General features: G+C 63.3%; 28 protein-coding genes. 25 read left to right on the top strand and 3 right to left on the bottom strand.

Features of this window, described 5'->3' with window-relative positions; translation table 11 throughout:
- Positions 1-15: 15 nt before the first annotated feature.
- Positions 16-1,695: an L-aspartate oxidase gene (nadB, locus tag LV476_RS02490; RefSeq protein ID WP_250072926.1), complete on the bottom strand. Its 1,680-nt coding sequence runs from the start codon at positions 1,693-1,695 to the stop codon at positions 16-18.
- A 216-nt stretch (positions 1,696-1,911) separates the two neighbouring features.
- Between nadB and rpoE the strand changes: the two genes are divergently transcribed.
- The 18 genes from rpoE (at position 1,912) to alr (ending at position 17,432) form a co-directional block, all read left to right on the top strand.
- Positions 1,912-2,502, top strand: coding sequence for an RNA polymerase sigma factor RpoE (gene rpoE / locus LV476_RS02495; protein ID WP_250072928.1), 591 nt, complete (start codon positions 1,912-1,914; stop codon positions 2,500-2,502).
- Between the two features lie 16 nt (positions 2,503-2,518).
- Positions 2,519-3,208, top strand: coding sequence for a hypothetical protein (locus LV476_RS02500; protein WP_250072930.1), 690 nt, complete (start codon positions 2,519-2,521; stop codon positions 3,206-3,208).
- A 10-nt stretch (positions 3,209-3,218) separates the two neighbouring features.
- Entirely contained in the window at positions 3,219-4,355 is a 1,137-nt protein-coding gene (locus LV476_RS02505) for a MucB/RseB C-terminal domain-containing protein (RefSeq protein ID WP_284047396.1), read from the top strand.
- Positions 4,355-4,840 carry a SoxR reducing system RseC family protein gene (locus LV476_RS02510; RefSeq protein WP_250072934.1) on the top strand — a complete coding sequence of 162 codons (486 nt, stop codon included), beginning with the start codon at positions 4,355-4,357 and terminating at the stop codon, positions 4,838-4,840. The genes LV476_RS02505 and LV476_RS02510 overlap by 1 nt, the downstream gene beginning before the upstream one ends.
- Before the next feature lie 166 nt (positions 4,841-5,006).
- Complete coding sequence (locus LV476_RS02515) at positions 5,007-6,473, top strand: trypsin-like peptidase domain-containing protein (protein WP_250072937.1); 1,467 nt, start codon at positions 5,007-5,009, stop codon at positions 6,471-6,473.
- Between the two features lie 95 nt (positions 6,474-6,568).
- Positions 6,569-8,380 carry a translation elongation factor 4 gene (gene lepA, locus LV476_RS02520; protein WP_250072939.1) on the top strand — a complete coding sequence of 604 codons (1,812 nt, stop codon included), beginning with the start codon at positions 6,569-6,571 and terminating at the stop codon, positions 8,378-8,380.
- A gap of 41 nt (positions 8,381-8,421) precedes the next feature.
- A complete protein-coding gene (lepB, locus tag LV476_RS02525) occupies positions 8,422-9,270 on the top strand; it encodes a signal peptidase I (RefSeq protein ID WP_250072940.1) in 849 nt (282 codons plus the stop codon).
- Positions 9,271-9,300: 30 nt separating this feature from the next.
- Entirely contained in the window at positions 9,301-9,708 is a 408-nt protein-coding gene (locus LV476_RS02530) for a DUF4845 domain-containing protein (protein ID WP_250072943.1), read from the top strand.
- Positions 9,695-10,438 carry a ribonuclease III gene (gene rnc, locus LV476_RS02535; RefSeq protein WP_349665991.1) on the top strand — a complete coding sequence of 248 codons (744 nt, stop codon included), beginning with the start codon at positions 9,695-9,697 and terminating at the stop codon, positions 10,436-10,438. The genes LV476_RS02530 and rnc overlap by 14 nt, the downstream gene beginning before the upstream one ends.
- Positions 10,435-11,334 (top strand): GTPase Era, encoded by a 900-nt coding sequence (gene era, locus LV476_RS02540; protein ID WP_250072948.1) that lies wholly within the window; start codon positions 10,435-10,437, stop codon positions 11,332-11,334. The genes rnc and era overlap by 4 nt, the downstream gene beginning before the upstream one ends.
- A gap of 56 nt (positions 11,335-11,390) precedes the next feature.
- Positions 11,391-12,095: a DNA repair protein RecO gene (gene recO, locus LV476_RS02545; RefSeq protein ID WP_250072950.1), complete on the top strand. Its 705-nt coding sequence runs from the start codon at positions 11,391-11,393 to the stop codon at positions 12,093-12,095.
- Between the two features lie 147 nt (positions 12,096-12,242).
- Positions 12,243-13,013, top strand: a complete 771-nt coding sequence (gene pdxJ / locus LV476_RS02550; RefSeq protein ID WP_250072952.1) for a pyridoxine 5'-phosphate synthase — start codon at positions 12,243-12,245, stop codon at positions 13,011-13,013.
- Between the two features lie 6 nt (positions 13,014-13,019).
- Positions 13,020-13,394, top strand: coding sequence for a holo-ACP synthase (acpS, locus tag LV476_RS02555; RefSeq protein WP_250072954.1), 375 nt, complete (start codon positions 13,020-13,022; stop codon positions 13,392-13,394).
- Between the two features lie 116 nt (positions 13,395-13,510).
- The gene (gene rpsF / locus LV476_RS02560; protein WP_250072956.1) at positions 13,511-13,933 is read left to right on the top strand and encodes a 30S ribosomal protein S6; all 423 of its coding nucleotides are present in this window, start codon (positions 13,511-13,513) and stop codon (positions 13,931-13,933) included.
- 20 nt (positions 13,934-13,953) lie between these two features.
- Positions 13,954-14,178, top strand: a complete 225-nt coding sequence (gene rpsR / locus LV476_RS02565; protein ID WP_250072966.1) for a 30S ribosomal protein S18 — start codon at positions 13,954-13,956, stop codon at positions 14,176-14,178.
- 35 nt (positions 14,179-14,213) lie between these two features.
- Positions 14,214-14,669 carry a 50S ribosomal protein L9 gene (rplI, locus tag LV476_RS02570; RefSeq protein WP_250072967.1) on the top strand — a complete coding sequence of 152 codons (456 nt, stop codon included), beginning with the start codon at positions 14,214-14,216 and terminating at the stop codon, positions 14,667-14,669.
- 235 nt (positions 14,670-14,904) lie between these two features.
- The gene (dnaB, locus tag LV476_RS02575; protein ID WP_434062811.1) at positions 14,905-16,332 is read left to right on the top strand and encodes a replicative DNA helicase; all 1,428 of its coding nucleotides are present in this window, start codon (positions 14,905-14,907) and stop codon (positions 16,330-16,332) included.
- Positions 16,332-17,432, top strand: coding sequence for an alanine racemase (alr, locus tag LV476_RS02580; protein ID WP_250072969.1), 1,101 nt, complete (start codon positions 16,332-16,334; stop codon positions 17,430-17,432). Before dnaB ends, alr begins: the two co-directional genes overlap by 1 nt.
- A gap of 3 nt (positions 17,433-17,435) precedes the next feature.
- Here alr and LV476_RS02585 read toward each other — a convergent pair whose 3' ends face one another.
- Positions 17,436-17,990 (bottom strand): hypothetical protein, encoded by a 555-nt coding sequence (locus LV476_RS02585; RefSeq protein ID WP_250072970.1) that lies wholly within the window; start codon positions 17,988-17,990, stop codon positions 17,436-17,438.
- Positions 17,991-18,091: 101 nt separating this feature from the next.
- Here LV476_RS02585 and LV476_RS02590 point away from each other — a divergent pair, with 101 nt between their 5' ends.
- The 6 genes from LV476_RS02590 to LV476_RS02615 all read left to right on the top strand — a co-directional run bounded on the left by LV476_RS02590 (position 18,092) and on the right by LV476_RS02615 (position 22,377).
- A complete protein-coding gene (locus tag LV476_RS02590; protein WP_250072971.1) occupies positions 18,092-19,132 on the top strand; it encodes an aldo/keto reductase in 1,041 nt (346 codons plus the stop codon).
- A gap of 12 nt (positions 19,133-19,144) precedes the next feature.
- The gene (locus LV476_RS02595; protein ID WP_284047397.1) at positions 19,145-20,608 is read left to right on the top strand and encodes an NAD-dependent succinate-semialdehyde dehydrogenase; all 1,464 of its coding nucleotides are present in this window, start codon (positions 19,145-19,147) and stop codon (positions 20,606-20,608) included.
- Positions 20,609-20,767: 159 nt separating this feature from the next.
- Positions 20,768-21,109, top strand: a complete 342-nt coding sequence (locus tag LV476_RS02600) for a DUF883 family protein (RefSeq protein WP_250072973.1) — start codon at positions 20,768-20,770, stop codon at positions 21,107-21,109.
- Positions 21,110-21,201: 92 nt separating this feature from the next.
- Positions 21,202-21,384: a hypothetical protein gene (locus LV476_RS02605; protein WP_250072974.1), complete on the top strand. Its 183-nt coding sequence runs from the start codon at positions 21,202-21,204 to the stop codon at positions 21,382-21,384.
- The gene (locus tag LV476_RS02610) at positions 21,381-21,719 is read left to right on the top strand and encodes a hypothetical protein (RefSeq protein ID WP_250072976.1); all 339 of its coding nucleotides are present in this window, start codon (positions 21,381-21,383) and stop codon (positions 21,717-21,719) included. Before LV476_RS02605 ends, LV476_RS02610 begins: the two co-directional genes overlap by 4 nt.
- Before the next feature lie 19 nt (positions 21,720-21,738).
- Positions 21,739-22,377: an exopolysaccharide biosynthesis protein gene (locus tag LV476_RS02615; protein ID WP_250072978.1), complete on the top strand. Its 639-nt coding sequence runs from the start codon at positions 21,739-21,741 to the stop codon at positions 22,375-22,377.
- 14 nt (positions 22,378-22,391) lie between these two features.
- Here LV476_RS02615 and LV476_RS02620 read toward each other — a convergent pair whose 3' ends face one another.
- Complete coding sequence (locus tag LV476_RS02620) at positions 22,392-24,653, bottom strand: arginine/lysine/ornithine decarboxylase (RefSeq protein WP_250072980.1); 2,262 nt, start codon at positions 24,651-24,653, stop codon at positions 22,392-22,394.
- Between the two features lie 268 nt (positions 24,654-24,921).
- Between LV476_RS02620 and LV476_RS02625 the strand changes: the two genes are divergently transcribed.
- Positions 24,922-25,539: an exopolysaccharide biosynthesis protein gene (locus LV476_RS02625; RefSeq protein ID WP_250072981.1), complete on the top strand. Its 618-nt coding sequence runs from the start codon at positions 24,922-24,924 to the stop codon at positions 25,537-25,539.
- The last annotated feature ends 36 nt before the right edge of the window (positions 25,540-25,575 follow it).

Genomic DNA, 25,575 nt, shown 5'->3' on the forward strand with positions numbered 1-25,575 from the left:
TTTTTTTGTGGCCGCCTAGCTCTGTAGCGAGTTTGGGCGCGAGCGATCTTTCACGCTCGGGTAGGGGCGCGCCGGGGGTGGCACCAGCACGGTATCGAAGTGATCCGCCCGGGGGTTGGTTGCCGGGAAGTCCTTGGAGAAGTGCAGGCCGCGACTTTCGTGCCGTGTCAGGGCGGAGCGGACGATCAGGTCGGCGATCTCGACTAGGTTGCGAAGCTCGATCAGGTCGTTGGTGACCCGGAAGTGCGCGTAGTAGTCGTGGATCTCCCGCCGCAGCAGCTGGACTCGGTCCCGAGCGCGATAAAGACGCTTCGTCGTGCGGACGATGCCGACATAACTCCACATGCTGCGACGCAGTTCGTCCCAGTTATGGGTAACCACGACCGCCTCATCGGGGTCGGTGACCTGACTTTCGTCCCAGGGCGGGATCGGCGGGTGTTTATGCTCGCTTGCGTTCGGGATGTTCGCGAGGTGTTCGGCCGCGGCCTGTGCGAATACCAGACATTCGAGCAGCGAGTTGCTGGCCAGGCGATTGGCGCCATGGAGGCCGGTATGTGAGGCCTCGCCAATCGCATACAGGTTCGGGATATCGGTGCCGCCGTGCTCATCCACCATGATGCCGCCGCAGGTATAGTGCGCGGCCGGAACCACGGGCAGCGGTTCGCGGGTCATGTCGTAGCCGAATTCCAGGCAGCGTTCATGAATCATCGGAAAGTGCTTCTCGATGAAGTCGCGCCCCTTGAAGCTGATGTCGAGGTAGACGCAGTCGATACCGAGACGCTTGATCTCGGCGTCGATGGCGCGGGCGACGATGTCCCGCGGAGCCAGTTCGGCATCCGGGTGGTGGTCTGGCATGAAGCGCGTCCCGTCGGGGCGGAGCAGCACGCCGCCTTCGCCACGGACGGCCTCGCTGATCAGGAACGACTTGGCGCGCGGCTCGTACAGGCAGGTGGGGTGGAACTGGATGAATTCCATGTTCGCCACCCGGCAGCCGGCGCGCCAGCCCATCGCGATGCCGTCGCCGGTTGCCCCGTCCGGGTTGGTGGTGAAGAGATAGGCCTTGGCAGCTCCTCCGGTCGCGAGCGCCGTGTGCCGTGCGCGTACAGTGACGACGCGATCATTCTTGATGTCGAGCACGTAGGCACCGAGACAGGCGTCGCGCGTTTCGCCAAGGCGACGGGCGGTAATCAGGTCGATCGCATTATGGTGCTCGAGGACCGTGACGTTCTTCCGCTTGCGCACCGTCTCGACAAGGGTTTCCATCAGCGAGCGACCGGTGTGGTCCGCCGCGTGGGCGACCCGTCGCTGGCTGTGACCGCCCTCACGGGTCAGGTGCAGGCGCTCGGGATGGTCATGGTCGTGATCGTGACTGAAGGGCATGCCGAGTGATTCCAGCCACTCGATCTGCTCCGGGCCGGCACGGACCACGCGTTCGACCATGTCGCGATCCGGCAGCTGGGCGCCGGCATTGATCGTGTCCTGGACGTGTTGCTCGAGGTCCTGCGGGCCGTTGAGGGCTGCGGCGATGCCTCCCTGGGCCCAGGGGGTGCTGCCGCCCACCAGCTTTCCCTTGCTGATGACCAGGATCTGGAGGTGCTCAGGAAGGCGCAACGCCATTGCCAGTCCGGCGGCACCGGAACCAATGATCAGAACATCACTCTGATGCATGGTCGGGGATCGGATCGGTTCGCTCATGGACGGCAGATTTCCTCAACGCTGGTGGGCCGTCGGTTTTTTGACGACGGCACCGTGTCTAGTATGGCCGGTTTCCGGTACACTATCGCCCCTTAAGTATACGTGCTCGGGTGCGTTGTTCGGCCTTCATCCTACGGTTCGGTCCGAGGTTGGCCCACGTTATCCAGCATTTTCATCAATGTCATCGCAGAAACACAGGCAGGATCCGATACCCGAATGAGCGCCGAGGAGACAGACAAGGCCCTGGTGGCCCGTGCCCAGAAGGGCGATCGGCGTGCTTTCGACCTTCTGGTGCTGAAGTACCAGCATCGGGTGCAGAGATTGATTGCCCGCTACATCCGCGACCCCGAACAGGTGTTCGACCTGGCACAGGAGACGTTCATCAAGGCCTTCCGGGCACTGGAGCGATTCCGCGGGGACAGCGCGTTCTATACCTGGATTTACCGGATCGCCGTCAACACCGCTAAGAACCAGCTTGCGTCCGACGCTCGTGGCGGCTACATGGTTTCGTTGAACTCTGGTGGATCGGACGAGTCTGACGAACCAATGATCGAGCCTGAAGCTCTTCGCGATGGCAGTACGCCTGACGCGCTGGCAGCGACGGAAGAGCTGAGAGGGGCCATCGATCAGGCGATCTCGGAGTTGCCCGAGGACCTGCGTACCGCTTTGACGTTGCGCGAGATGGAAGGGTTGAGCTACGACGAGATCGCATCGGTAATGGACTGCCCGATCGGCACGGTGAGGTCACGGATCTTTCGTGCCCGCGAGGCGATCGAGCAGTCGATACAGCCACTCAAGGGTGGCTAACGCAGGTGACACTATGATGAAACAACGGCACGCAAACGATCCGGATGCCCTCCGCGCGGCAATTTCCGCCTGGTGGGACGACGAGTCGCACGGCAATGACAAGGCGCTCGAGTCGATGCTCGACGGCGTCGAACAGGTTGACTCCCGGACCCAGAATTACGACCTCATCGGAAGTCGTATTCGGGGCGAGTCGTTCCAGACGAAAGACCTGTTGGGCGCGATCAACGCGCGACTGGACGAGTTGCCGAGTGACGAACAGTCAGCCGGCGATAACGTCGTTCTGTTCCCGGACCGCGGCGCTCTGCAGCGCCGCCTCTGGCAGGGCGCGATGGCCGCTTCGCTGTTCGCCGCGGTGACGGCTGTGGGGCTGACGCTCTATACCGGCAACGATCCGGCAGGTGATAGTGTGGCCCCGATGCAGGCGAAGGCTCCCACGCCCAACGACCGGGCCGTGAAGGCTTCACTCAACGATGATTCCGTCCCGCAAGGGGCGTCGCTGGCCTCCGTGGTGGCCACACAGAGCCCGGCTGGTCGCGCCGTGCCGGCGTCATCGTCGCCGGCGAGCACGCCGGAGCTGCCCGATTGGGCGACCGGCCGTAGCAGCGGGGGTGCGGATCCCTATGTCGTGACGCACTACCGTACGGCCGCACCGGAATTCGGCACAACCGGCCCGGAAGCACGGGCTGCTACCTTCGGACGGGAATAACCCAATCGCGATGCGATCAAAACGTTTTCACATTTTGCCCCTCAAGCATCTGGTCACTGGCACTCTCGTGTCGGTGACCTTATTTTGTGTGTCCAGCGTCTCTGCGGAGCCGCTGGTCAAGGCGTTGCCCGCTGAACCGGAAGCGCCGAGTGAGCTGGAAACGACGGCTAGCGGCGAGTCCGGCCAAGCAGGCAACGAACGGGACCTTCGTCAAACGATCGCATCGATGGTCGACGCCATGGCGCACGGGACCTATGGCGGGCGATTCATCCACATGCGCGGCGACCAGCTCGACCTGATGCGGGTAATCCACCGTTACGTGGATGGTCAGCGCGTCGAGTTGATGGTGTCCGAAAATGGCGAGATTCGTGAGATCCGCCGCCTCGGCGACCGTTGCGCCTGCGTATGGCCCGAACGTCAGCAAGTCATGTTGGGTGACTACCCGAACATCAACAGTCGGCTGTCCGGTGAACGGTTCGAATCGGCCGACCGGCTGTCGGAAAATTACCGTTTGATCGATCTGGGTGGCAGCCGGGTTGCGGGTCAGGCATGTCACCTGATGGCCGTGGTTCCGCGCGACGAGTTCCGCTACGGCTACAAGCTCTGTATTGGCGAAACGACTCCGCTGTTGCTCCGCATGAGCATCTACGACGAGGCAGGCAGTCCGATCGAACACAACCAGTTCACGGAGCTGGAGCAGATCGATTCGGTGGAGCTGACTTTCCAGGACAACCTGACTGCCGGTCTTGAGGAAGAGTTTCATCAGATTGAACTCGGCGGCGAGCCGGTCGAGCGCCCCCCGGTACGTCAGCAGCAATGGGTGGTCGAGCCGCTGCCGGCGGGCTTCGATGTCCGGTCCCGCGGATGGCGCCGCAATCCGGTGACCGGCCAGTATTTCGAACACATCGTGGTAAGTGACGGGCTCGCGACCGCGTCGGTTTTCGTCGAAAAGCGTGACGGTGATGCCGCACGCCAGGTGAGTCGCACGGATCAGGGCATGACGAAGGCTGCCCGCAGTGTCGACAACGTCCGGATCACCGCCATCGGTGACGTTCCCACAGCCACGGTTGAACTGCTCGTCGAAAACACCGTGCGTCACCCGTTGAGCGGACCGGCCACCGAAGGAGCGTCCGACGTCAGCCGCTGATGGACAGGTCGCATATCGCACCCGATGACCTGGCGCTCGAATCGGCCCGGGTCGTTGCCGTGGAAACCGGTGGCGTCTGGCTGGAGACTGGAATCCAACGTGGTTGTGCCAATTGCCGAGAAGGTCGCGGCTGCGGGGTGAGCATCTTTCAGCGTCTGTTCCGTCTGCCACGCCATCGCGTCTTCCTGCCGACCGACGAGTCGCTATCGGTCGGAGATCATGTGGTGATCGGATTGGCCCAGCGAGCACTGCTTACCGCTTCGTTGTGGCTCTATCTGGCGCCGCTGGCTGGGCTTCTGGCCAGTGCCCTGACGATGGACCTTCTGTTTTCCTCCGAATGGCTTACCGCGCTCGGTGGGCTGTTCGGCATGTTCGTCATGCTGGTGGTGGTTCGTCGGCGACAGGCCCGCCAGGCCCGTTCGGGTCAGTTCTTCCCGGTTCTTCACGAAGTCACCCTGCGCGACGCGCCCGGTTCTGATTGCTGATTACGCGAGTCGTGGTGTCCGGCCTAACGGACGTGTTCTTTATGCGTGTCGTTTTGGGCCGGATCACAGTAAGCTTTGTCGGCTCTCAGCAAGCCGAGTCTTACCCTGATCTGCCCGTATTAATCTAATGCCTATCCTGTCTTCTTCGCGTTACACCTCCCGAGCCATGACTGCGGTTTTTGCCCGTTGGGTCGCGGTGTTGTTGACGACGGCAATACTGTTGTCCGGTTGCGCCGATCCGGAAGATCAGCCACCTCGCAAGCAGGTCACCGGCCTTCCGGATTTTTCGACGCTGGTGGAGGTGAATTCGCCCTCCGTGGTGAACGTGACGGGTGTCCGCAGTCTGCCGTCGTTGTCGGGGGCATCCGAGGAGGAGAACCCCCACGAGTGGTTGCGCGGGCTTTTCGGGGAAGACAGCGATCAGCTTCCGGGCCCGCTGCTGCCACGGGAAAACGACGGGTCGGGGTTCATCCTCAGCGAAGACGGCTATATCGCGACCAATGCGCACGTGATCGATAGCGCTAGCAAGGTATTCGTGCGTCTCTCCGATGGCCGGGAGCTTGCTGCCGAGGTGGTCGGTGTGGACAACATCGGTGACATCGCATTGCTGAAGGTGCAGGCCAAGGGGCTGCCGCCCGTGTCCCTGGGCGATTCGGACGACGTTCGCCCGGGGCAATGGGCGTTGGCAATCGGTTCGCCGTACGGTTTCGATCAGACGGTCACGGCCGGCATCATCAGCGGCGTGGGGCGGCATCTGCCCTCCGAGACGACGCAGCCTTATGTGCCGTTCATCCAGAGCGACGTGGCCATCAACCCCGGTAATTCCGGCGGGCCTCTGTTCAATACAAGCGGTCAGGTGATCGGGATCAATGCGCAGATTTTCACCGAGTCCGGGGCGTTCAACGGCATCTCCTTCGCGATTCCGATCAACTACGTGGTCGATGTGATTCGCCAGATCAAGGAAACCGGCCAGGTAAAGCGTGGTTTCCTTGGCGTCGAGGCCCGTGCGGTCGATCGTGAACTGGCGGATCGCCTCGGCATGGAGCATGCGCGCGGGGCTGAGGTGGTCGGCACGATTAAGGGGTCGCCAGCCGACAAATCGGCCCTGATGCGCGGTGACGTGATACTAGGCGTCAATGGGGTGGCGATTGCTGACAGCGCCGACCTGACCGAGGTGCTCGGATCGCTGATGCCGGGATCTCTGGTCAGCCTGCACGTCCGCTCCGGCAGCGAGGAGCATGACGTCGATGTCGTACTCTCGGGTCTGCCTGATATCGCGCCGCGGCCGGACAAGCCGGACGCGCCGACCCCGAAGGTGCCCGAAGAGCCGGAACTGGTCGTGATCGACCCGTTGGGCATGATCTTGCGCCCGCTGGAAGGGGGCGGGGTGCGCATCGGCGAGCTGGACCCGAAGGGGCCGGCGAAACTGGCTGGCCTGATGACGGGGGATCGGCTCATATCGATCGACCGTCAGCCGGTCGAGAACCTCTCCCAAGCCTATCGCCTGATTGCCCGCATCGCCCACAGTCGCGGCAAGCGGGGTAACGACCTGGTGTTGTTCCTGGTCGAGCGCGAGGGCGAGAAGCGCTTCTTCATGCCGGCATTTTCCGGTAATCCCCACCAGTCGGACTGACTTCGGCTGCCCTTGGGCTATATACTGTGCGGCCTTTCTCGCCGCCTGCCCCGGACTGGCGGGATCCAACCCCACGAACCAAAAGTTAAACCTCTATGGCGTCCGAGCGACTCTCCCGGATTCGCAACTTCTCGATCATTGCCCACATCGACCATGGGAAATCCACCCTGGCCGACCGCATCATCCAGCGTTGCGAAGGGCTGGAAGAGCGTGAAATGAGCGCTCAGGTGCTCGATTCGATGGATCTCGAGCGCGAGCGCGGCATCACGATCAAGGCCCAGAGCGTGTCACTCGACTATCGCTCCCGGGATGGCGAGACCTATCGCCTCAACTTCATCGACACGCCGGGGCACGTCGATTTCTCCTACGAGGTCTCGCGCTCTCTGGCTGCCTGTGAAGGCGCGCTGCTGGTGGTGGATGCCTCGCAGGGGGTGGAAGCCCAGTCCGTGGCCAATTGCTATACGGCCATCGACCTCGGACTCGAGGTGGTCCCGGTTCTCAACAAGATCGACCTGCCGGCCGCCGAGCCCGACCGGGTCAAGGCCGAGATCGAGGACATCATCGGCCTCGAGGCGCAGAACGCGGTGACCTGTTCGGCGAAGACGGGCGAGGGCGTCGACGAAGTGGTCGAGCGCCTCATCCAGGAGATCCCGCCCCCCGAAGGTGACGAGGACGGTCCGCTCAAGGCGCTGATCGTCGACTCCTGGTTCGACAACTATGTCGGCGTGGTCGCACTGGTGCGCGTCATCGACGGTGCCATCCGTCCCAAGGCCAAGATCAAGGCGATGGGGACTGGTGACGTGTTCACGGTCGACAAGACCGGGGTGTTCACGCCGAAGACCCTGGCACGAGAGGGCCTCTTCGCCGGCGAGGTCGGGTTCGTGATCGCCGGCATCAAGGACATTGATTCGGCCAAGGTGGGTGACACGCTTACCGATGCCGAGCATCCCGCCGACTCCCCCTTGCCGGGCTTCAAGGAGATGCAGCCGCGGGTGTTCTCCGGCCTGTATCCGGTCGAGTCGGACAACTACGACGACCTGCGCGAGGCGCTGCGCAAGCTGCGGCTGAACGACGCGGCACTGGCCTTCGAGCCCGAGGTGTCGACCGCACTGGGCTTCGGCTTCCGTTGTGGCTTCCTTGGTCTGCTGCACATGGAGATCATCCAGGAGCGACTCGAACGCGAGTACGGCATCGACCTGATTACCACCGCTCCCACGGTCATCTTCGAGGTCGAGGAGAAGGGCGGCGATACCTACCAGATTCACAATCCCTCGCAGCTGCCGGACCCGTCGGAGATCAACGAGATCCGCGAGCCGATCATCGAGGCCAACATTCTCTGCCCGCAGGATTTCGTCGGTCCGGTGCTGAACCTTTGCATGGAAAAGCGCGGTGTGCAGAAGAACATGCTCTACTCGGGCAACCAGGTGACGCTGATCTTCGACCTCCCGCTGGCCGAGGTGGTGCTGGATTTCTTCGATCGGCTCAAATCGGTGTCTCGCGGCTACGCCTCGTTCGATTACCAGCTTGATCGGTTCGAGGCGGCCAATCTGGTGAAGATGGACATCTTAATCAACGGCGAGGCGGTCGATTCGCTGTCGTTGATCGTTCACCGCGACAAGGCCGAGCAGCGTGGCCGGGACCTGATCGAGAAGCTCAAGGAGCTGATACCGCAGCAGATGTTCGAGGTTGCACTCCAGGCAGCTATCGGCGGCAAGATCATCGCCCGGACCAACGTGAAGGCGTTGCGCAAGAACGTGCTTGCGAAGTGTTATGGCGGTGACGTGTCGCGCAAGAAGAAGCTGATCGAGAAGCAGAAGGCCGGCAAGAAGCGAATGAAGAGCATCGGCAAGGTCGAGGTGCCGCAGGAGGCGTTCCTCGCGGTCCTGCAGATGGACAACAAGAACTGACTCGGGCCTACGGGTTCGGCTGACACATACGGGAGCACGCCTTGGATTTCGAACTCCTTCTAGTGGTCGCCACCTTCGCGAGTGGCCTCATATGGCTCATCGATCGGCTGGCGTTTCGGCCCAGGCGGCAAGCCCGCTTGGCAGCAGAGGCGCGGCAGCTCGGCAGCGAGTCAGGCGCCGATCAAAAGACGGTGAGCGACGATGAGCCTCTGCTGGTCGATTACGCCAAGTCGTTTTTCCCGATCCTGTTGGTGGTGCTCGTCATCCGCTCGTTTCTGTTCGAGCCGTTTCGGATCCCCTCCGGGTCGATGATGCCTTCTCTCCTGGTCGGCGATTTCATCCTGGTCAACAAGTTCGAGTACGGGCTGCGTTTACCGGTCGTGAACACCAAGGTGGTGCCGATTTCCGAACCCGAGCGCGGCGATGTGGTGGTCTTCCGCTACCCGCAGCAGCCTGAGGTCGACTACATCAAACGCGTAGTGGGCCTGCCCGGCGATACCGTTCGCGTCGAGGACCAGCGCTTGTGGATCAATGGCAATGAGGTGCCACTCGAAACCGCCGGCCGCTACCCCGGGGACGCCAATCTGAAGCACGCCGGGTTGACCGTCGGCATCGAGAGCCTGCCGGACGACGACGGACCGCACCGAATTCTCATGGATCCGTCGCGCACCCTCGGGGTGGGGGAGTGGTCCGTTCCTGACGGGCACTTTTTCGTGATGGGCGACAACCGCAATCACAGCAACGACAGCCGTTACTGGGGCTTTGTCCCGGAATCGAATCTGGTCGGCAAAGCGGTTATGATTTGGATGCACTGGAACTGGCATGACGGCGGCTTCGATGCGAGCCGCATCGGACGGTCGATCGATGCCATCGAGAGCGACGGGAAATAACGGAACGGCCGTGTGCCGAGGACGAGGGATATGGAACAGACCACGTTGAAGGAAAACAACCGCAGTGTCGGGCCGGCTGTAAGCCGGCGGCAGGATGGCATGTCACTGGTCGGGCTCTTCTTGGCGGCCATCGCCTTGGGTCTGGCCGCGTTGGTAGTGATGAAGGTCGTGCCGCTCTACATCGCCGACCAGAAGCTCACTTCGGTCTTCAAGAGCATCGAGCAAGAGACCGCCGGCAGTCCCAACGAGATTCGGCGCATGCTCGCCAAGCGTCTCGACATCAACGAAGTCGACGACAAGTTCGATCCCAAGGATTTCGAGATTCGCCCGGTGACCGGCGGTTATCGCGTGACATACAACTACGACGGGCGGGCGCAATTGTTCGGCAATCTGTCGCTCGTGGCTGCATTCAAACACCAGACTCGTGTCAGCAACTAGAAACAGAAACCCCCTTATCCGCGACCCGGACATCCTGGCAGAATCGCTGGGATTGACGTTCGAGAACCATGACCTCTTCGGTCTGGCCTTACGACACCGCTCGTCCGGGCGCCGGAACAACGAGCGTCTGGAATTCCTGGGCGACTCGATTCTGAACCTCACGATCTCCGACTACCTGTATCGCCACAAGCCCGACGCTTCCGAGGGCGCATTGTCCCGGCTTCGGGCCTCGGTGGTAAGGGAGGAAACCCTCGCTCGGGTAGCGCGCCGTATCGGCCTCGGGGATTATCTCGTAATGGGATCAGGCGAGCTCAAGAGTGGCGGGCATCGTCGCGATTCGATCCTTGCCGACGCCCTTGAAGCCATTATCGGTGCCCTGTATCTCGATCAGGGATTTCATCCAGCCCATGATTGGGTGCTGAGCCTGTTCGGCGACGAGTTGGTATCGCTGCCGGATGCGCAGGAACTGAAAGATGCCAAGACCCAGCTGCAGGAGTACCTGCAGCGGGACAGATTGCCCTTGCCCGAGTACGAAGTGCTCGAGCAGACAGGGCAGGCACACAAACAGACCTTCGAAGTGGCCTGTCGCGTGGAATGCAACGGTGAGGCGTTCGCGACACGCGCCAGCGGCTCGTCGCGCCGGCGTGCGGAACAGACCGCAGCGCGGCGTATGCTCAAGACGCTGTGCGAGTCGCGTGAAGGCAAATCCTCCACGGAGAGCCGCGCATGAGCGAGTCCACCCGCTTCGGTAACGTGGCCATCGTCGGACGCCCCAACGTCGGCAAGTCGACATTGGTTAACCGGCTGGTGGGCCAGAAGGTGTCGATCACGGCACCCAAGCCGCAGACCACGCGCCATCGCATCACCGGCATCATCACCGAGCCACGCGGGCAGATCGTCCTGATCGACACCCCTGGCCTGCACGAAGGCGGTAAGGACGCGCTGAACCGGCAGCTCAACCGCACGGCACGCAGCGCACTTGAAGGTGTCGACCTGATCCTTTTCATGGTGCAGGCCGGCCAGTTCGGCGGTGAGGATGAAACCGTTCTGCGCCTGCTGGAGCATGTCGAGGCACCCGTGGTGCTGGTCGTGAACAAGGTCGATCTGGTCAACGACAAGACCGAGCTGCTGCCGTTTCTGGCAAAGATGGGCGAGAAACGGGACTTTGCCGAGATTTATCCGATGAGCGCGCGGCGGCGACGTGGGCTGGAAGGGCTGGTCGACCTGATCTTCTCGTACCTCCCGGAGGGTCCGATCGGTTACGACCAGGACCAGGTGACGACCGCCCCGGTGCGTTTCATGGCGGCCGAGATCATTCGCGAGAAGCTGGCCCGGTCGCTGCACGACGAGTTGCCGTACCAGACCACCGTCATGATCGAGCGCTTCGAGGAGACCGACCGACTGGTCACCATCGGTGCGGTCATCTACGTCGCTCGTGCCGGTCAGAAGGGCATCGTGATCGGCAATCGTGGCTCCCGGCTCAAGACCGTCGGCCAGCAGGCGCGCGAGGCGATCGAGCATCTGTTGGAAAAGCGCGTCATGCTTGATCTGTGGGTCAAGGTGGCCGACGACTGGGCGGATGACGAGCGCTCGGTCGCGTCACTCGGATACCAGCTGCCCGAATGAGGCGCGGCCGGCAACCCGGGTGGCAAAGTCCCGGCGAGTTGGGCGGAGGCTGAGCTGTGCGCGGGTTCCTGCTTCATGCCAGACCGTTTCAGGAACATGGCCTGCTGCTGGACTGGCTGACCGATACGCGCGGCTGGGTTCGCATGCGACAGAACGGTGGTCGGCGGATCAAGAAGCGGGGCTCGTCGCGACCGCCCAATTTCGTCTGCCTGGAGTTGCAGACGGCAGGGCGGGGCGGCTGGCCGGTGCTTACGGCCGCCGAGCCGGTCGAAGCGCTGCGTTTTCTGCGCGGGCAGTCGCTCGCGACCGCCTTCTACCTGCATGAACTGATCCTGCGCGCGTTGCGCCCCGAGGAGGCCATGCCCGGTCTGTTCCTCGACTACTGGAAAAGCCTTGCAATGCTCGAGAGTCCCGAGATGCCGCTGTCGGTGGTGATCCGGCGGTTCGAGCGTCAGCTGCTTGCCCACCTGGGGGCGGGGATCGACTGGCAGCGCGACGTGAATGGTGAGCCCGTGCATCCGACCGGACGCTATCGGGTCGGGCTCGAATCCGGCATCGTGCCGGCCGGTTCCGCCGGTGGAGTGCCCGGGCATGTGCTGGAAGCAATTGCCGCGGATGACGTGCTCGTGGGCGCCGAGGATCGCCGGATTGCACGAGATCTGATGCAATCCCTCCTGGCGGGACATGTGGGTCGGGCGCCTTTCGTCTCCCGGCGATTGTGGCCTGCCTCTCGGGACGATGCGGCGGTCTCCCCGGAATAGCAACCGGTACATGCCTGGTGTCCCGCGAAGTCAAAGCGCTCGTGGCGGGCACGGAACCAAGCGAAGACATTGTCGATTCGATCGGTGTTTCCCTAGACTGGTGCCCCTGAATCGTCAGCCATCCCTCACTGCGGAAATCGAGAACCCATGACCAATCGCGTCACTGCTCAATACCCTTTGCTGGGTCTGAATATCGATCACGTCGCCACGCTGCGTCAGGCGCGGGGCACGCGCTACCCCGACCCGGTCAGCGCTGCGCTGCTGGCCGAACAGTCCGGTGCCGACAGCATCACGCTGCATTTGCGCGAGGACCGCCGACACATCCAGGATCGTGACGTCGAGATCCTGCGCGAACTGCTGCAGACGCGCATGAACCTGGAAATGGCCGCCACCGACGAGATGATCGATCTCGCCTGTCGGCTGCGTCCACATGACGTCTGTCTCGTGCCAGAGCGGCGCGAGGAACTGACCACCGAGGGCGGACTGGACGTCGCCGGTCAGATCGAACGTATTCACGCGGCCTGTGATCGGATGGCCGAAGCCGGCATTCGGGTGTCGCTGTTCGTTGATGCCGATCCGCGCCAGATCGACGCAGCCGTCGCCTGCGAGGCGCCGGTGATCGAGATTCATACCGGGCACTACGCCGATGCCGACTGCGACGTGGCGGTCCAGGAACAGCTCGATCTGATTCGCCAATGTGCTCGCGATGCGGCCGACGTGGGACTGGTGGTGAATGCCGGTCACGGCCTTCACTATCACAACGTTTCCGTGATCGCGGCGATTGATGAAATCGAAGAGCTCAATATCGGCCACGCAATCATCGGGCAGGCGGTTTTCTCCGGTCTGCCCGCCGCGGTGCGCGAGATGAAGGATCTGATGCACGCTGCCCGCTACCGACGTCCCGCCGCCACGAGCTGATCGTCAATGATCCTCGGCATCGGTACCGACCTGGTCGAGATCGCTCGCATCCAAGGTGCACTCGATCGCCATGGGGAGCGCTTGGTCGATCGCGTGCTGGGCCCCGAGGAGCTTGAGCGGTTGCCCGAGACGAACCGTGCTGCCTGGCTTGCCAAGCGATTCGCCACCAAGGAGGCGGTCGCCAAGGCGCTAGGGACCGGCTTTCGGGACGGTCTGCGGCTCGTTGACATCCAGACACGCCACGACGAATTCGGTCGCCCCGACGTCGTCCTGAGCGGTCAGGCGCAACAGACCTTCGAGCGGATGGGGGCGAGCGAGATCAGCCTGTCGGTGAGTGACGAGCGTTCATACGCGTTGGCCTTCGTCGTCATCAGCCGCTGAACCGCATTGCTCCGGCTTGCAACGGGCGGCCGGAGCGCCTAGAATGCGCCGCTTGTTTCTCCTGCCTGACCGTTCCGCATGCGGCAGGCTGCCTTCAATCCACAGGAGTTCTATCCATGCGTCATTATGAAATCGTCTTCATGGTCCACCCGGACCAGAGCGACCAGGTCCCGGCGATGATCGAGCGCTACCGCGGCATCATCGAGTCCGCGAAGGGCACGGTTCACCGTCTCGAGGACTGGGGTCGCCGCCAGCTGGCCTACCCGATCAAGAAACTGGTCAAGGCGCACTACGTGCTGATGAACGTCGAGACCGACCAGGATGCCCTGGCCGAGCTCGAGGAAGCGTTCAAGTTCAACGACGCCGTCCTGCGCCACATGACCATCCGTTGCGACGAGGCCTACACCGAAGCCTCCCCGATGATGCAGGAGCGCGAGTCCGAGCGTCGTCCGCGCCGTCGTGACGATGACAACAAGCGCGAAGAGCGTCGTGACAGCGACAAGAAGTCGGAAGAGAAGTCCGACGCTTCCAGCGAATAAGTTTCGAGAGGATTTGATCCATGGCCCGTTTTTTCCGTCGCAAGCGTTTTTGCCGTTTCACCGCCGAGGGCGTGAAGCACATCGACTACAAGGACATTGACACCCTGCGTCAGTACGTCACCGAGACCGGCAAGATCGTGCCGAGCCGTGTGACCGGTACCAAGGCCCGCTATCAGCGTCAGCTGCAGGCTGCCATCAAGCGTGCGCGCTTCCTGGCCCTGCTGTCGTACACCGACCGTCACTGATCGCGTCCGTCCCCAGATTCCAGGAGTCAATATCCATGCAAGTCATTCTGTTGAGTAAGGTCGAGAACCTGGGCTCGCTGGGCGACGTCGTTCGCGTCCGCCCGGGCTACGCCCGCAACTTCCTGATCCCGTACGGCAAGGCCAAGCCGGCGACCAAGGCCAACATGGCCGAGTTCGAAGAGCGCCGTGCCGAGCTGGAGAAGAAGGCCGCTGAAGAGCTGGCCGCCGCACAAGCCCGTGCCGGCAAGCTGGGCGAAGAGCCGAGCGTCACCATCCCGGTCAAGGCCGGTGCCGAGGGCAAGCTGTTCGGTTCCGTCGGTACCGACGAGATCGCCAAGGCAGTCACCGACACCTACGGCGTCGATATGGAGAAGCGCGAAGTGCGCATGCCGGAAGGTGCGCTGCGTGCGCTGGGTGAGTTCCCGATCCAGCTGCACCTGCACTCGGAAGTCGACGTCGACATCAACGTCGTGGTCGTCCCCGAGCAGTAAGCCGATACCCGATCGCCGATCCGTCAGCGACGGTCGGCCGATCCAAGAGCCCGCCCCCCAAAGGGGCGGGTTTTTTTTGTCCTGCTGAAGGTGATCGTTGTGAGGAACCGAGTTGGCGAGTCGTGGTCAACTGCCGGCACAGGGCGTATCATCTATTCCTCCCCGCGACCGCGATTTCGTCCTTGCCTGGCGATGCGGGGTCCGTACGCCGAACAGCCGCTGGTAGCCGTTGCCCATGTCTCTTCCGGAATACACTTCCGATTCGCCGAAACCTGATCGTCGCCCCAAGCCGGCGGCCGTCGGTTCGCCGCTGTCTCTGCGGGTTCCGCCTCACTCTCAGGAGGCCGAGCAGGCCGTTCTCGGTGGGCTGATGCTCGATCCGCTTGCCTTCGAGCAGGTTGGCGACAAGCTGCGCGACGAGGATTTCTATTTCCACGATCACCGGGTGATTTTCCGGGTGATCGACGAGCTGGCCGAGCGCAATCAGCCGTTCGACGCCATGGTCGTCTCCGAACGCCTCAAGACGATCGAAAAACTCGAGGACGTTGGTGGTAACGATTACCTGGCCGCATTGGTCGACTCCGTTCCGAGTGCGGCCAACATCGCGGCCTACGCCGAAATCATTCGCGAGCACTCGCTGCTCCGTCGTCTGATCGAGGTCGGCACCGAGATTTCCCGGAAGAGCTATCAGACCGAAGGGCAGACCGCCTACGACGTCCTCGAGACTGCCGAAAAGGCCATCTTTGCGATCGCCGACGAGGGCGCGCGCACGCGCCGCGGTTTCCAGAGCATCACGGACCTGCTCACGGTGGCGATGGACCGGATCGCCGAGCTCTACGAGAACAAGGGCGAGGTCACTGGCATCAGTACCGGTTTCCGTGACCTTGACGACATGACGACCGGTCTTGGCAAGGGTGACCTTGTGATCGTCGCCGGGCGCCCGTCGATGGGTAAGACCACCTTCTCGATGAACATCGCCGAAAACGTCGCGCTGTACGGCGAGAAAGCCGTGGCGGTGTTCTCGATGGAAATGCCGGGGGACCAGCTCGCGGTGCGGATGCTGTCCTCTCTCGGTCGTATCGACCAGACCAAAGTGCGCACGGGCCAACTCGAGGACAGCGATTGGCACCGGATTTCCGGCGCAGTGGGCCAGCTCAGCCAGGCCAAGATATTCATCGACGACACGCCAGCGCTTTCGCCGAGCGATCTGCGTTCGCGTGCCCGACGGCTTGCTCGTGAGCAGGATCTGGGTCTTATTGTGGTCGACTACCTGCAGCTGATGCAGGTGCCGGGTTCGAAGGAAAACCGCACCAACGAAATTTCCGAGATCTCCCGCTCGCTGAAGGCGGTGGCCAAGGAGCTCGATGTACCGTTGATCGCGCTTTCGCAGCTCAACCGCTCTCTCGAGCAGCGCCCCAACAAGCGCCCGGTGATGTCGGACCTGCGCGAATCAGGCGCGATCGAGCAGGACGCCGACGTCATCATGTTCATCTACCGGGAAGAGGTCTACGAACCGGACACCGAGAAGAAGGGCATGGCGGAAATCATCATCGGCAAGCAGCGTAACGGTCCGACCGGGACCGTGCCGATGACCTTCCGCGGCAAGAACACCCGGTTCGAGGACTTCATCAGCCCCGAGAGCGTGCCGGAAGCCTACCGTTGATGCGTCGGGCCCGACTGACCATTCTCGTCGACGCATTGCGTCACAACCTTGCGGTGGCGCGGTCCGCGGCCGACGGGCGAGCGGTGTTCGCCGCGGTCAAGGCCGATGGCTATGGTCACGGGCTGCTGACGGCCGCACGGGCGTTCTCGGCAGCCGGCACCGACGGCTTCGCCGTGGCAACCCCGGCGGAGGGCCTTGCTCTCCGTGAAGCCGGTCTCACCGAGCGCCTCTTGGTTCTGCAGGGCGCGATGACAGCGCAGGAACTCGACCTGGCCTTGGATCACTCGCTCGAAGTCGTCTTCCATGATGTGGCTCAGCTGGACGTGCTCGAATCGCACGCCACAGATCTGCCCGAGGGAGCCCTGCGTGCCTGGATCAAGGTGGATACCGGCATGCATCGCGCGGGGCTGTCACCCGAGCAGGTGGCCGACGCCAGGGCCCGGCTCGACTCCTGCGCGGCGATCGATCCGCATGTCGGACTGATGACGCATTTTGCGCGTGCCGACGAGCCTGACCTCTCCGCAACCGACGCGCAGATCGACGTGTTTCGCTCGGTGGCCGCCGGCTGGAAGGGTGAGACCAGTCTGTGCAATTCCGCGGCGCTGCTGGGCTGTGAGACAGCCGGTGGCGATTGGGTCCGCCCGGGCATCATGCTGTACGGAGGCAACCCGTTCATCTTCGGTGAAGCCGCACAGTACGACCTTAGGCCGGCCATGGAGCTCAAGACACAGTTGATCGCGGTACGCGAGGTCCCTCGCGGTGGTGCCATTGGTTACGGCGGGCGTTTCGTCGCGCCGGAGACCATGCCCGTGGGGGTGGCGTCGGTGGGTTACGGTGACGGGTACCCCCGTCACGCACCGGACGGGACGCCTATCCTGGTCAATGGTCGTCGCACGCAGATTGTCGGTCGTGTCTCGATGGACCTGGTCACCATCGATCTGCGTGGCGTCGAGGCGCAGGTGGGCGACGAGGTCGAATGCTGGGGTAGTGGCCTGGCGATCGACGAGATCGCGCAGGCCTCCGGCACCATCAGTTACGAGCTGATGTGCCAGGTGAGCGGCCAGCTTCGCGCCGAGGCCCGCATCCTCGGGCAGAGTTGACGGTCAGCCGTCAGCGTCTCCCTCGCGGCGGGTAAGGGCGTTCAGCGTCGCTTCGAGCAGGCCGCTCTGGGCGCTGGGGTGGGCCGCGATCAGGGCATCCGGCCGGCGTTCACCCTCTACCATCGCGATGAAGGCATGTGCGGTCGAATCCGGGATCCCGGCGGCCTGCGCGGCATCACGCATCTCGTCGAGCGCGGCGAGCGCTTCATGCTCTCCCCAGGTGGCGGCGAGGATCAGTGCGGCAAGCTGGTCGGCCGCCTCGGCCTCCGCCTCGGCAACCACCCGGTCCAGCCAGCCCGGCTCGACGGCGGCGCGGTCGATGGTCTCCAGTATCATCCGGTCCTCGTCATCCAGACTCGCGGCATCGAACGCCCGATTTGCGAGCCGCGCGTCGACGGCATCGCACAGCCCGGCCCAGCCGTTCTCGCGATAATGCGCGATCATGAACTCAGCGGCTTCGCGTTGGGCGACGGTCGGAGACCTGGCGGGGAGGGCGGAGCTGATCGGTTCGATGAACTCCAGGTGCGCCGCGGCGACCTGACTGGAAACATCCGGCATCTTGGCTACTCTACGTGGCTCGTTATCGACGCGAACCGCAGGGCGGCGGTTCGCCTGAAACAGAGCTTAAGGATCGACGACATCAGGAGCAACGACTGACGATGGAATACCGACGATTGGGCAACAGCGGACTCGAGGTCAGCGCCATCTGTCTCGGCACCATGACATTCGGCGAGCAGAACACCGAGGCCGAGGCACACCAGCAGCTGGATCGGGCCGTCGCCTCGGGGATCAACTTCATCGATACCGCGGAAATGTACCCGGTGCCACCATGCGCAGAGACCCAGGGGCGCACCGAGTCGTTCGTCGGCAGCTGGTTGAAACATCAAAAGCGCGACGATCTGATCGTCGCCACCAAGGTCACCGGAGCGGGGCGTGCCAGCCTCAACCACGTTCGTGGCGGGCCGCGTGTCACGCGCGACCAGGTCCACAAGGCGATCGACGACAGCCTGCAGCGTCTGCAGACAGACTACGTCGATCTCTATCAGATTCACTGGCCGGACCGCTACGTGCCCAAGTTCGGCGACGTCTACTACGATCCGGCCCGGCGCCAGGACGCCGAGCCCATCGAGGCGCAGCTCGCGGCCCTCGCTGAACTGGTCGAGGGAGGCAAGGTCCGGCACATCGGCTTGTCCAACGAAACGCCTTTCGGCGTGATGACTTTCGCCGAAGCGGCCCGTCAGCATGGTCTGCCCATGGTGACATCCTTGCAGAACGCCTATCACCTGATGAACCGCAGCTTCGAGACAGGGGGGCTGGCCGAGGTCTGCACCGAGCTCGACGTGGCACTACTGCCCTACAGCCCGCTGGCATTCGGTCATCTGACCGGCAAGTATCTCGACGATCCGAACGCGGCAGGCCGGATCACCGAATTCCCGACCTTCGGGCAGCGTTACGAAAAGACCAACGCGGCGGCCGCGACGCGCGCCTACGTCGAGCTGGCTCGCGAGCATGGACTCTCTCCCGCCCAGATGGCGATCGCCTTCACGTTGCGGCGTCCCGAGGTGGCCTCGACCATCATCGGCGCAACCTCGCTTGCGCAACTGGATGAAAACATTGCAGCCGGCGAACTGGCACTCTCGGATGACCTGCTAAAGGCGATCGACGAGATCGATGCCCGCTACCCGAATCCCACCGTCTGAACGGACCCGCTCATGAGTCTCGATGTTCTGTCAGAAACACGCGATAACCGACTGTTTCGGGAGAGTTGCTTTGTCGGCGGGAAGTGGGTTCCCGCGAGCGGTGACGACCGAATCGCCGTCACCAATCCCGCCAACGGAGAGACGTTGGGTCACGTGCCCCGGCTGGGCACTGACGAGACCCGCCGGGCGATCGAGTCGGCTGCGGAAGCGTGGCCGGCCTGGCGCAAGCTGACGGCGGAGGCCCGCGGAGCGATCCTGTATCGCTGGCATGAGCTGATGCTGGCCCACGAGGACACACTCGCGACGATCATGACGCTGGAACAGGGTAAGCCACACGCGGAGTCCGCCGGCGAGATCCGTTATGCCGCGTCGTTTCTCAAGTGGTTTGCCGAGGAGGCCCGACGGGCCTACGGTCGGACGATCCCGCCGGCCGCCGCCGGCCAGCACATTGTCGTGCTCCGACAGCCTATCGGGGTTGCCGCGGCGATCACCCCGTGGAATTTCCCCTCGTCGATGATTACCCGCAAGGCGGGCGCCGCACTGGCAGCCGGCTGCCCCATGGTGGTCAAGCCAGCCAGTGCCACACCGTTCTCGGCGCTCGCGCTCGCCGTACTGGCAGACGAGGCGGGCGTTCCCGCGGGGGTATTCAACGTGGTGACTGGGTCGGCACGAGAAATCGCCTCAGAAATGACGTCCAACCCTCTGGTCAGGAAGGTGTCGTTTACCGGGTCGACCGAGGTGGGTAGTGCCCTGATGCGCGACTCTGCCGCCAATGTGCAGAAGGTTTCCCTGGAACTTGGCGGCAATGCTCCATTCATCGTGTTCGATGATGCGGATCTCGACGCGGCCGTGGATGGGGCGATCGCCGCCAAGTTTCGCAATACCGGCCAGACCTGTGTCTGCGTGAATCGCTTCTACGTCCATGAGGCGGTCCACGATACGTTCGTGGAGAAGCTCAGGCACCGAGTGGAGGCGCTTCGCCTGGGTGACGGCCTCGATCCGGAGACCGACGTCACGCCGCTGATCGATTCGGCAGCAGCCGACAAGGTGTTGTCCCACGTCGAGGACGCCACGAGTCGTGGCGCGACGCTGGTTAGCGGTGGCAGACGTCACGATCGGGGTGAAAACTACGTGCTGCCGACATTGCTCACGGGTATACGACACTCGATGCGCGTGGCGCAGGAGGAGACCTTCGGTCCGCTGGTCGCGATTTCCACCTTCCACGACGAGCAGGAAGCGATCAAGCTGGCCAACGACACACCGTTCGGGCTTGCTGCCTACTTCTACAGCGAGAACGTGCATCGCGTCTGGCGTGTTGCCGAAGGGATCGAGGCCGGGATGATCGGCATCAACGCCGGCCTGATTTCCAACGCAGCCGCGCCTTTTGGCGGGGTCAAGGCATCCGGGCTTGGCCGAGAAGGCGCCACCGAAGGTCTCGATGAGTACCTCGAGACCAAGTACCTGCTGATGGGCTGATGACCAGCTTGTTTTGGCGGTGAACTCGAAGGCTCTGCGTCGGCGTAGCCGCCTTCCGCCGTGAGGCCCGGGGTAATTCGCCAATACGTATTGGATTCCCGTCGCGTGGCGACTACGCTCAGGTCGTCTCAGCCGAATTCAATCCTGGAGGATTCCGACATGGCACAATCGAGCGAGAAAGACAGCAACGCCGAACTTGAAGCGGTCAAGGCCGATCTCGCGCAGCTGCGCGGCGACGTCGGTGACCTGCTGAAAGCATTTCGCGAACAGAGCCAGGAACGCGTGCGCGATCGCGCCACCCAGGCACGTGACGACGTCCAGGCCGCCTTCGATGAGGGCATGGACACGTTGAATCGCGGCTATCGGCGCGCCCGCGAGCAGGGCGAACGTCGGGTCGAGGATGCCGAGCAGCTGGTCGGCAATCATCCGCTGACGTCGGTGGTTGCCGCGTTCGGCATCGGTTTCGTCATCGCCAAGTTGCTTGACGGAGGCCGGCACTGAAACCTCTCACCGATTATGTACTCGCGCTGACTGCACTGGTCGAGGCCGAAGGCCGGCTGCTGCGGCAGCAGGTCGGGCGCACGGCGGCCGCCGTGGTGCTGATCGGGCTGGTCGGGCTGCTCGTTGCGGTCGCCATCGGGTTCGGCATGGCGGGTCTCTATTACTGGCTCGTCCCGTACTGGGGTGTCGCGCCCACGCTCGCTGCCATGGGCGGTCTCTGCCTGGCCGTCGCGGCCGTGTTGGGTGGCTGGGCCTATCGCTGGTTACGGCGATGAATGGCAGCGAACGGCTTCGCCAGCGCGCCGCGCAGCGGGATGATCGGGTAGGGCGGTCGGAAACCGTTTCACCGGCGGTGGAGGTCGAGCTGGCCAAGCGCCGCCTGCGCCACAGTGGCGATCGACTGCAGGCGCGTGTCGATCTGCTGGGGCTGCCGCTGGAAATCGAAGCGCGCTATCACCCTTGGCGGACCCTAATGGTCGCCGCCGCGTCAGGTGTCGCCGTCGCAGAGCTCGACCGGGCAACGCATGGATCTCTCCGGCGACCGCTACTGCGCGAGCTGATGCCCTTGCTTCGAACCCTCAAAGCGTGCGGTGGTCTCACTAGGCGCTAATCCACCCCTTGGAGGCGTCATGCCGCGGCAGGAAAGCCAGACCAACCCGACCGGTGGGGGATCCGTCGAGGCTCCCCCGCACAATCTTGGTGACCTGTTGCAACGGATCGCCGAGGTGGCATCGGACCGGGAGGACGTCTACCTGGCGACCATCATGGAGGCGCTGGGCACCCGGTCGTTCGGCCCGGTGGTGCTGCTCGTCGGCCTGGTGATGGTTTCTCCATTGAGCGGCATTCCCGGATTGCCCACGACAATGGCAATCGGGCTGCTACTGATCTCGATGCAACTAATGTTCGGCCGGGAGTCCTTCTGGCTGCCCGGCTGGTTGATGAATCGTCACTTGTCCTCCGGCCGGGTTCAGCGGACCGTGCGCTGGCTCGACCGGCCGGCGCGCTTTATCGACTGGTGGTTGCGGCCTCGATTCTGCGTGCTTGCCTCGAATGGCGGAGCCATGCTGATCGCGGGTATCTGTACCGTCCTCGCCCTGATCATGCCGGTGCTCGAACTGGTGCCGTTCTCGACCACGGCCGTCGGCATCGCGGTCGTCGCCTTCGGTCTGGCGCTGGTGGCCCTCGACGGACTGTTCGTCCTGATGGGGCTTGCCTATCTGCTGATCGTCGCCGGACTGGCCGTCACCGGCTTTACCGTCGGCGGCTGACGAGCCCGATTTCCTCAGTCGGCACGCACGCAGTCGATGAAGTAGCGGATACCTTCGTCGGTCTCTTCCGCCACCAGTCCGTGCACGTCCGTCTCGAAGCCGGGTACCTGGCGGTTGAAGTGCCGGACAAACTTCAGATATTCCACGATTCGGGCGTTGAAGCGCTCACCCGGGATCAGTAGCGGAATGCCCGGCGGGTAGGGCGTCACCAGCGAGGCGGTGATGCGGCCCTCGAGCTCGTCGATCGGCACGCGGTCGATCTGCTTGCGCGCCATCTTCGACCAGGCATCGGCCGGACGCATGGCCGGCTCGATGTTCGACAGGTACATCTCGGTGGTCAGCTTGGCGACGTCGTGCTCGCGGTAGACGGCGTGGAGCTTGTCGCAGAGATCGCGCAGGCCGACGCGCTCGTAGCGCGGATGCTTGTTCACGAACTCCGGCAGGATGCGCCACAGGGGCTGGTTGCGCTGGTACTCGTCCTTGAATTGCTGCAGGGCAGTCAAAAGCGTGTTCCAGCGGCCCTTGGTGATGCCGATGGTGAACATGATGAAGAAGCTGTACAGGCCGGCCTTCTCCACCACCACCCCGTGTTCGGCCAGATAACGGGTGACGATCGCCGCGGGGATACCCCAGTCGTGGAAGTCGCCGTCGACGTCGAGCCCCGGCGTGATGATGGTCGCCTTGATCGGGTCGAGCATGTTGAACCCGGTCGGAACCTGGCCGAAGCCGTGCCAGCGGTCGTCCTCGTGCAGCATCCAGTCGTCGCGAGTGCCGATGCCTTCCTCGGGTATGGTGTCCGGGCCCCAGACCTTGAACCACCAGTCGTCGCCGTATTCGACATCCACCTTCTGCATCGCGCGGCGGAAATCCATCGCCTCGAAGATCGATTCCTCGACCAGCGCGGTACCTCCCGGCGGCTCCATCATCGAGGCGGCCACGTCGCACGAGGCGATGATCGCGTACTGCGGCGAGGTCGAGGAGTGCATCAGGTACGCCTCGTTGAAGACGTCCTGATCGAACCGCTGCTTCTGGCAGTCCTGCACCAGTACCTGCGAGGCCTGCGACAGGCCGGCCAGCAGCTTGTGTGTGGACTGGGTCGAATAGACCACCGAGTCCGAGCAGCGCCGGCGATCCTCGCCGATGGCGTGGTAATCGCCGTAGAAGTCGTGGAAGGCCGCATGCGGCAGCCAGGCCTCGTCGAAATGCAGGCACTCGACAAAGCCATCGAGCTCGTCCTTGATCTCCTCGACGTTGTAGAGGATGCCGTCATAGGTCGACTGCGTGATCGTGAGGATCTTTGGCTGCCGGTCTTCGGCCTGGCTGGCGAAGGGGTGTTCGGCGATCTTTTTCTCGATGTTCTCGCGCGTGAACTCGCTTCGCGGTATCGGCCCGATAATGCCGTAGTGATTGCGCGTCGGCATCAGGAAAACCGGGATCGCGCCGGTGAGGATGATTGAGTGCAGGATCGACTTGTGGCAATTGCGATCGACTACCACCACGTCGCCCGGGGCCACGTTCGAGTTCCAGACCATGCGGTTGGAGGTCGAGGTGCCGTTGGTGACGAAGAACAGGTGGTCGGCATTGAAGATTCGCGCGGCATTGCGCTCCGAGGCGGCTACCGGCCCAGTGTGATCCAGCAGCTGGCCAAGCTCGTCCACGGCGTTGCAGACGTCCGCGCGCAGCAGGTTCTCGCCGAAGAACTGGTGGAACATCTGGCCGACCGGGCTCTTGAGGAACGCCACGCCACCGGAATGACCCGGGCAGTGCCACGAGTACGAACCGTCGGCGGCGTAGCCAGTCAGGGCGCGGAAGAAGGGCGGGGCGAGCGAGTTGAGATAGCTGCGCGCCTCGCGGATCACGTGACGGGCGACGAACTCCGGCGTGTCCTCGAACATGTGGATGAAGCCGTGCAGTTCCTTGAGGACGTCGTTCGGCAGGTGACGGCTGGTCCGCGTCTCGCCATACAGAAAGATCGGAATGTCCGCGTTGCGGAAGCGGATTTCCTGGATGAAGTTGCGCAGCTGGACAATGACTTCCAGCGACTCGTCCACCGGCTCGTTGCCGGCATGGAATTCCTCGTCGTCGATCGAGATCACGAAGGCCGATACCCGCGCCTGCTGCTGGGCGAAAGCCGCCAGATCCACGTAGCTGGTCACGCCCAGCACTTCCTCGCCTTCGGCACGAATGGCATCGGCCAATGCCCGGATGCCGAGGCCGGAGACGTTCTCGGAGCGGAAATCCTCGTCGATAATGACGATGGGGAAGCGGAAGATCATGAATGGACAACCTCGGAAGCCGCAGGTGGCTGGATCGGCGAAACCATCGGTGGCCAAGTTCGTCGTACAGCTTGCCGCCGCAATGGCAAAACCCGGGGCAGGGCCCCGGGCGTGTTCGGTGCCCCGAGTTTACAACAAATGTTGTTGAACGCCGGGGTGAAATTGCGGCTGAAGTCCCGTCCGGTCGGGGATCCCGTGCCCTCGAGGTCTACCATCGTCAGGACGATTGATACCGCGGCGGATGCGGTTGGGACGCAGTGAGCAGCACATGAGCGAAGAGAAAGACATGCGACAGAGCGAGCCGCCCGAACCCGATAGCCTTGTTGGGTTGCTGCGGCTGGTCGGCAGGGTGCGCGACGACACGTCGTCCGTGCACCTCGGGGCGGTACTCGACATGGTGGGTCGGCGCTCGTTCGGACCGATGCTGTTACTGGCCGGTCTGATCGTGATGGCTCCCCTGATCGGCGACATTCCCGGCGTGCCCACGGTCATCGGCATCTTCGTGTTCCTGCTGGCCTTGCAACTGCTGCTGGGACGGGAGCATTTCTGGCTGCCGAAGTGGCTGCTTGCTCGGCGGATCCCGCGCGCGACCCTGCGTAAGGCGATTGGGTGGATGATGCCGGTGGCTCGGTTCGTCGATCGATTCCTGCGGCCGCGGCTGACCGGCCTGGTGAATGGCGGGGCACGATTCGGTGTGGCATTGCTGGCGATGGTGGTTTCACTGCTGATGCCGGCAATGGAGTTCATACCGTTCTCGGCCAATGCCGCCGGCCTCACCTTGACCGTGTTCGGGCTCGCACTGATTGCGCGTGATGGGTTGCTGGCGTTGATCGCCTTCGGCCTGACGGCGCTGACAGTGGGCGTGATCGTGTGGGCTTTGCTCTAGCAGGACACGAACGGCGTGCCCGAGCCGCCTGATGCA

It is taken from the genome of Guyparkeria hydrothermalis (assembly GCF_023555385.1).
Lineage (GTDB): Bacteria > Pseudomonadota > Gammaproteobacteria > Halothiobacillales > Halothiobacillaceae > Guyparkeria > Guyparkeria hydrothermalis_A.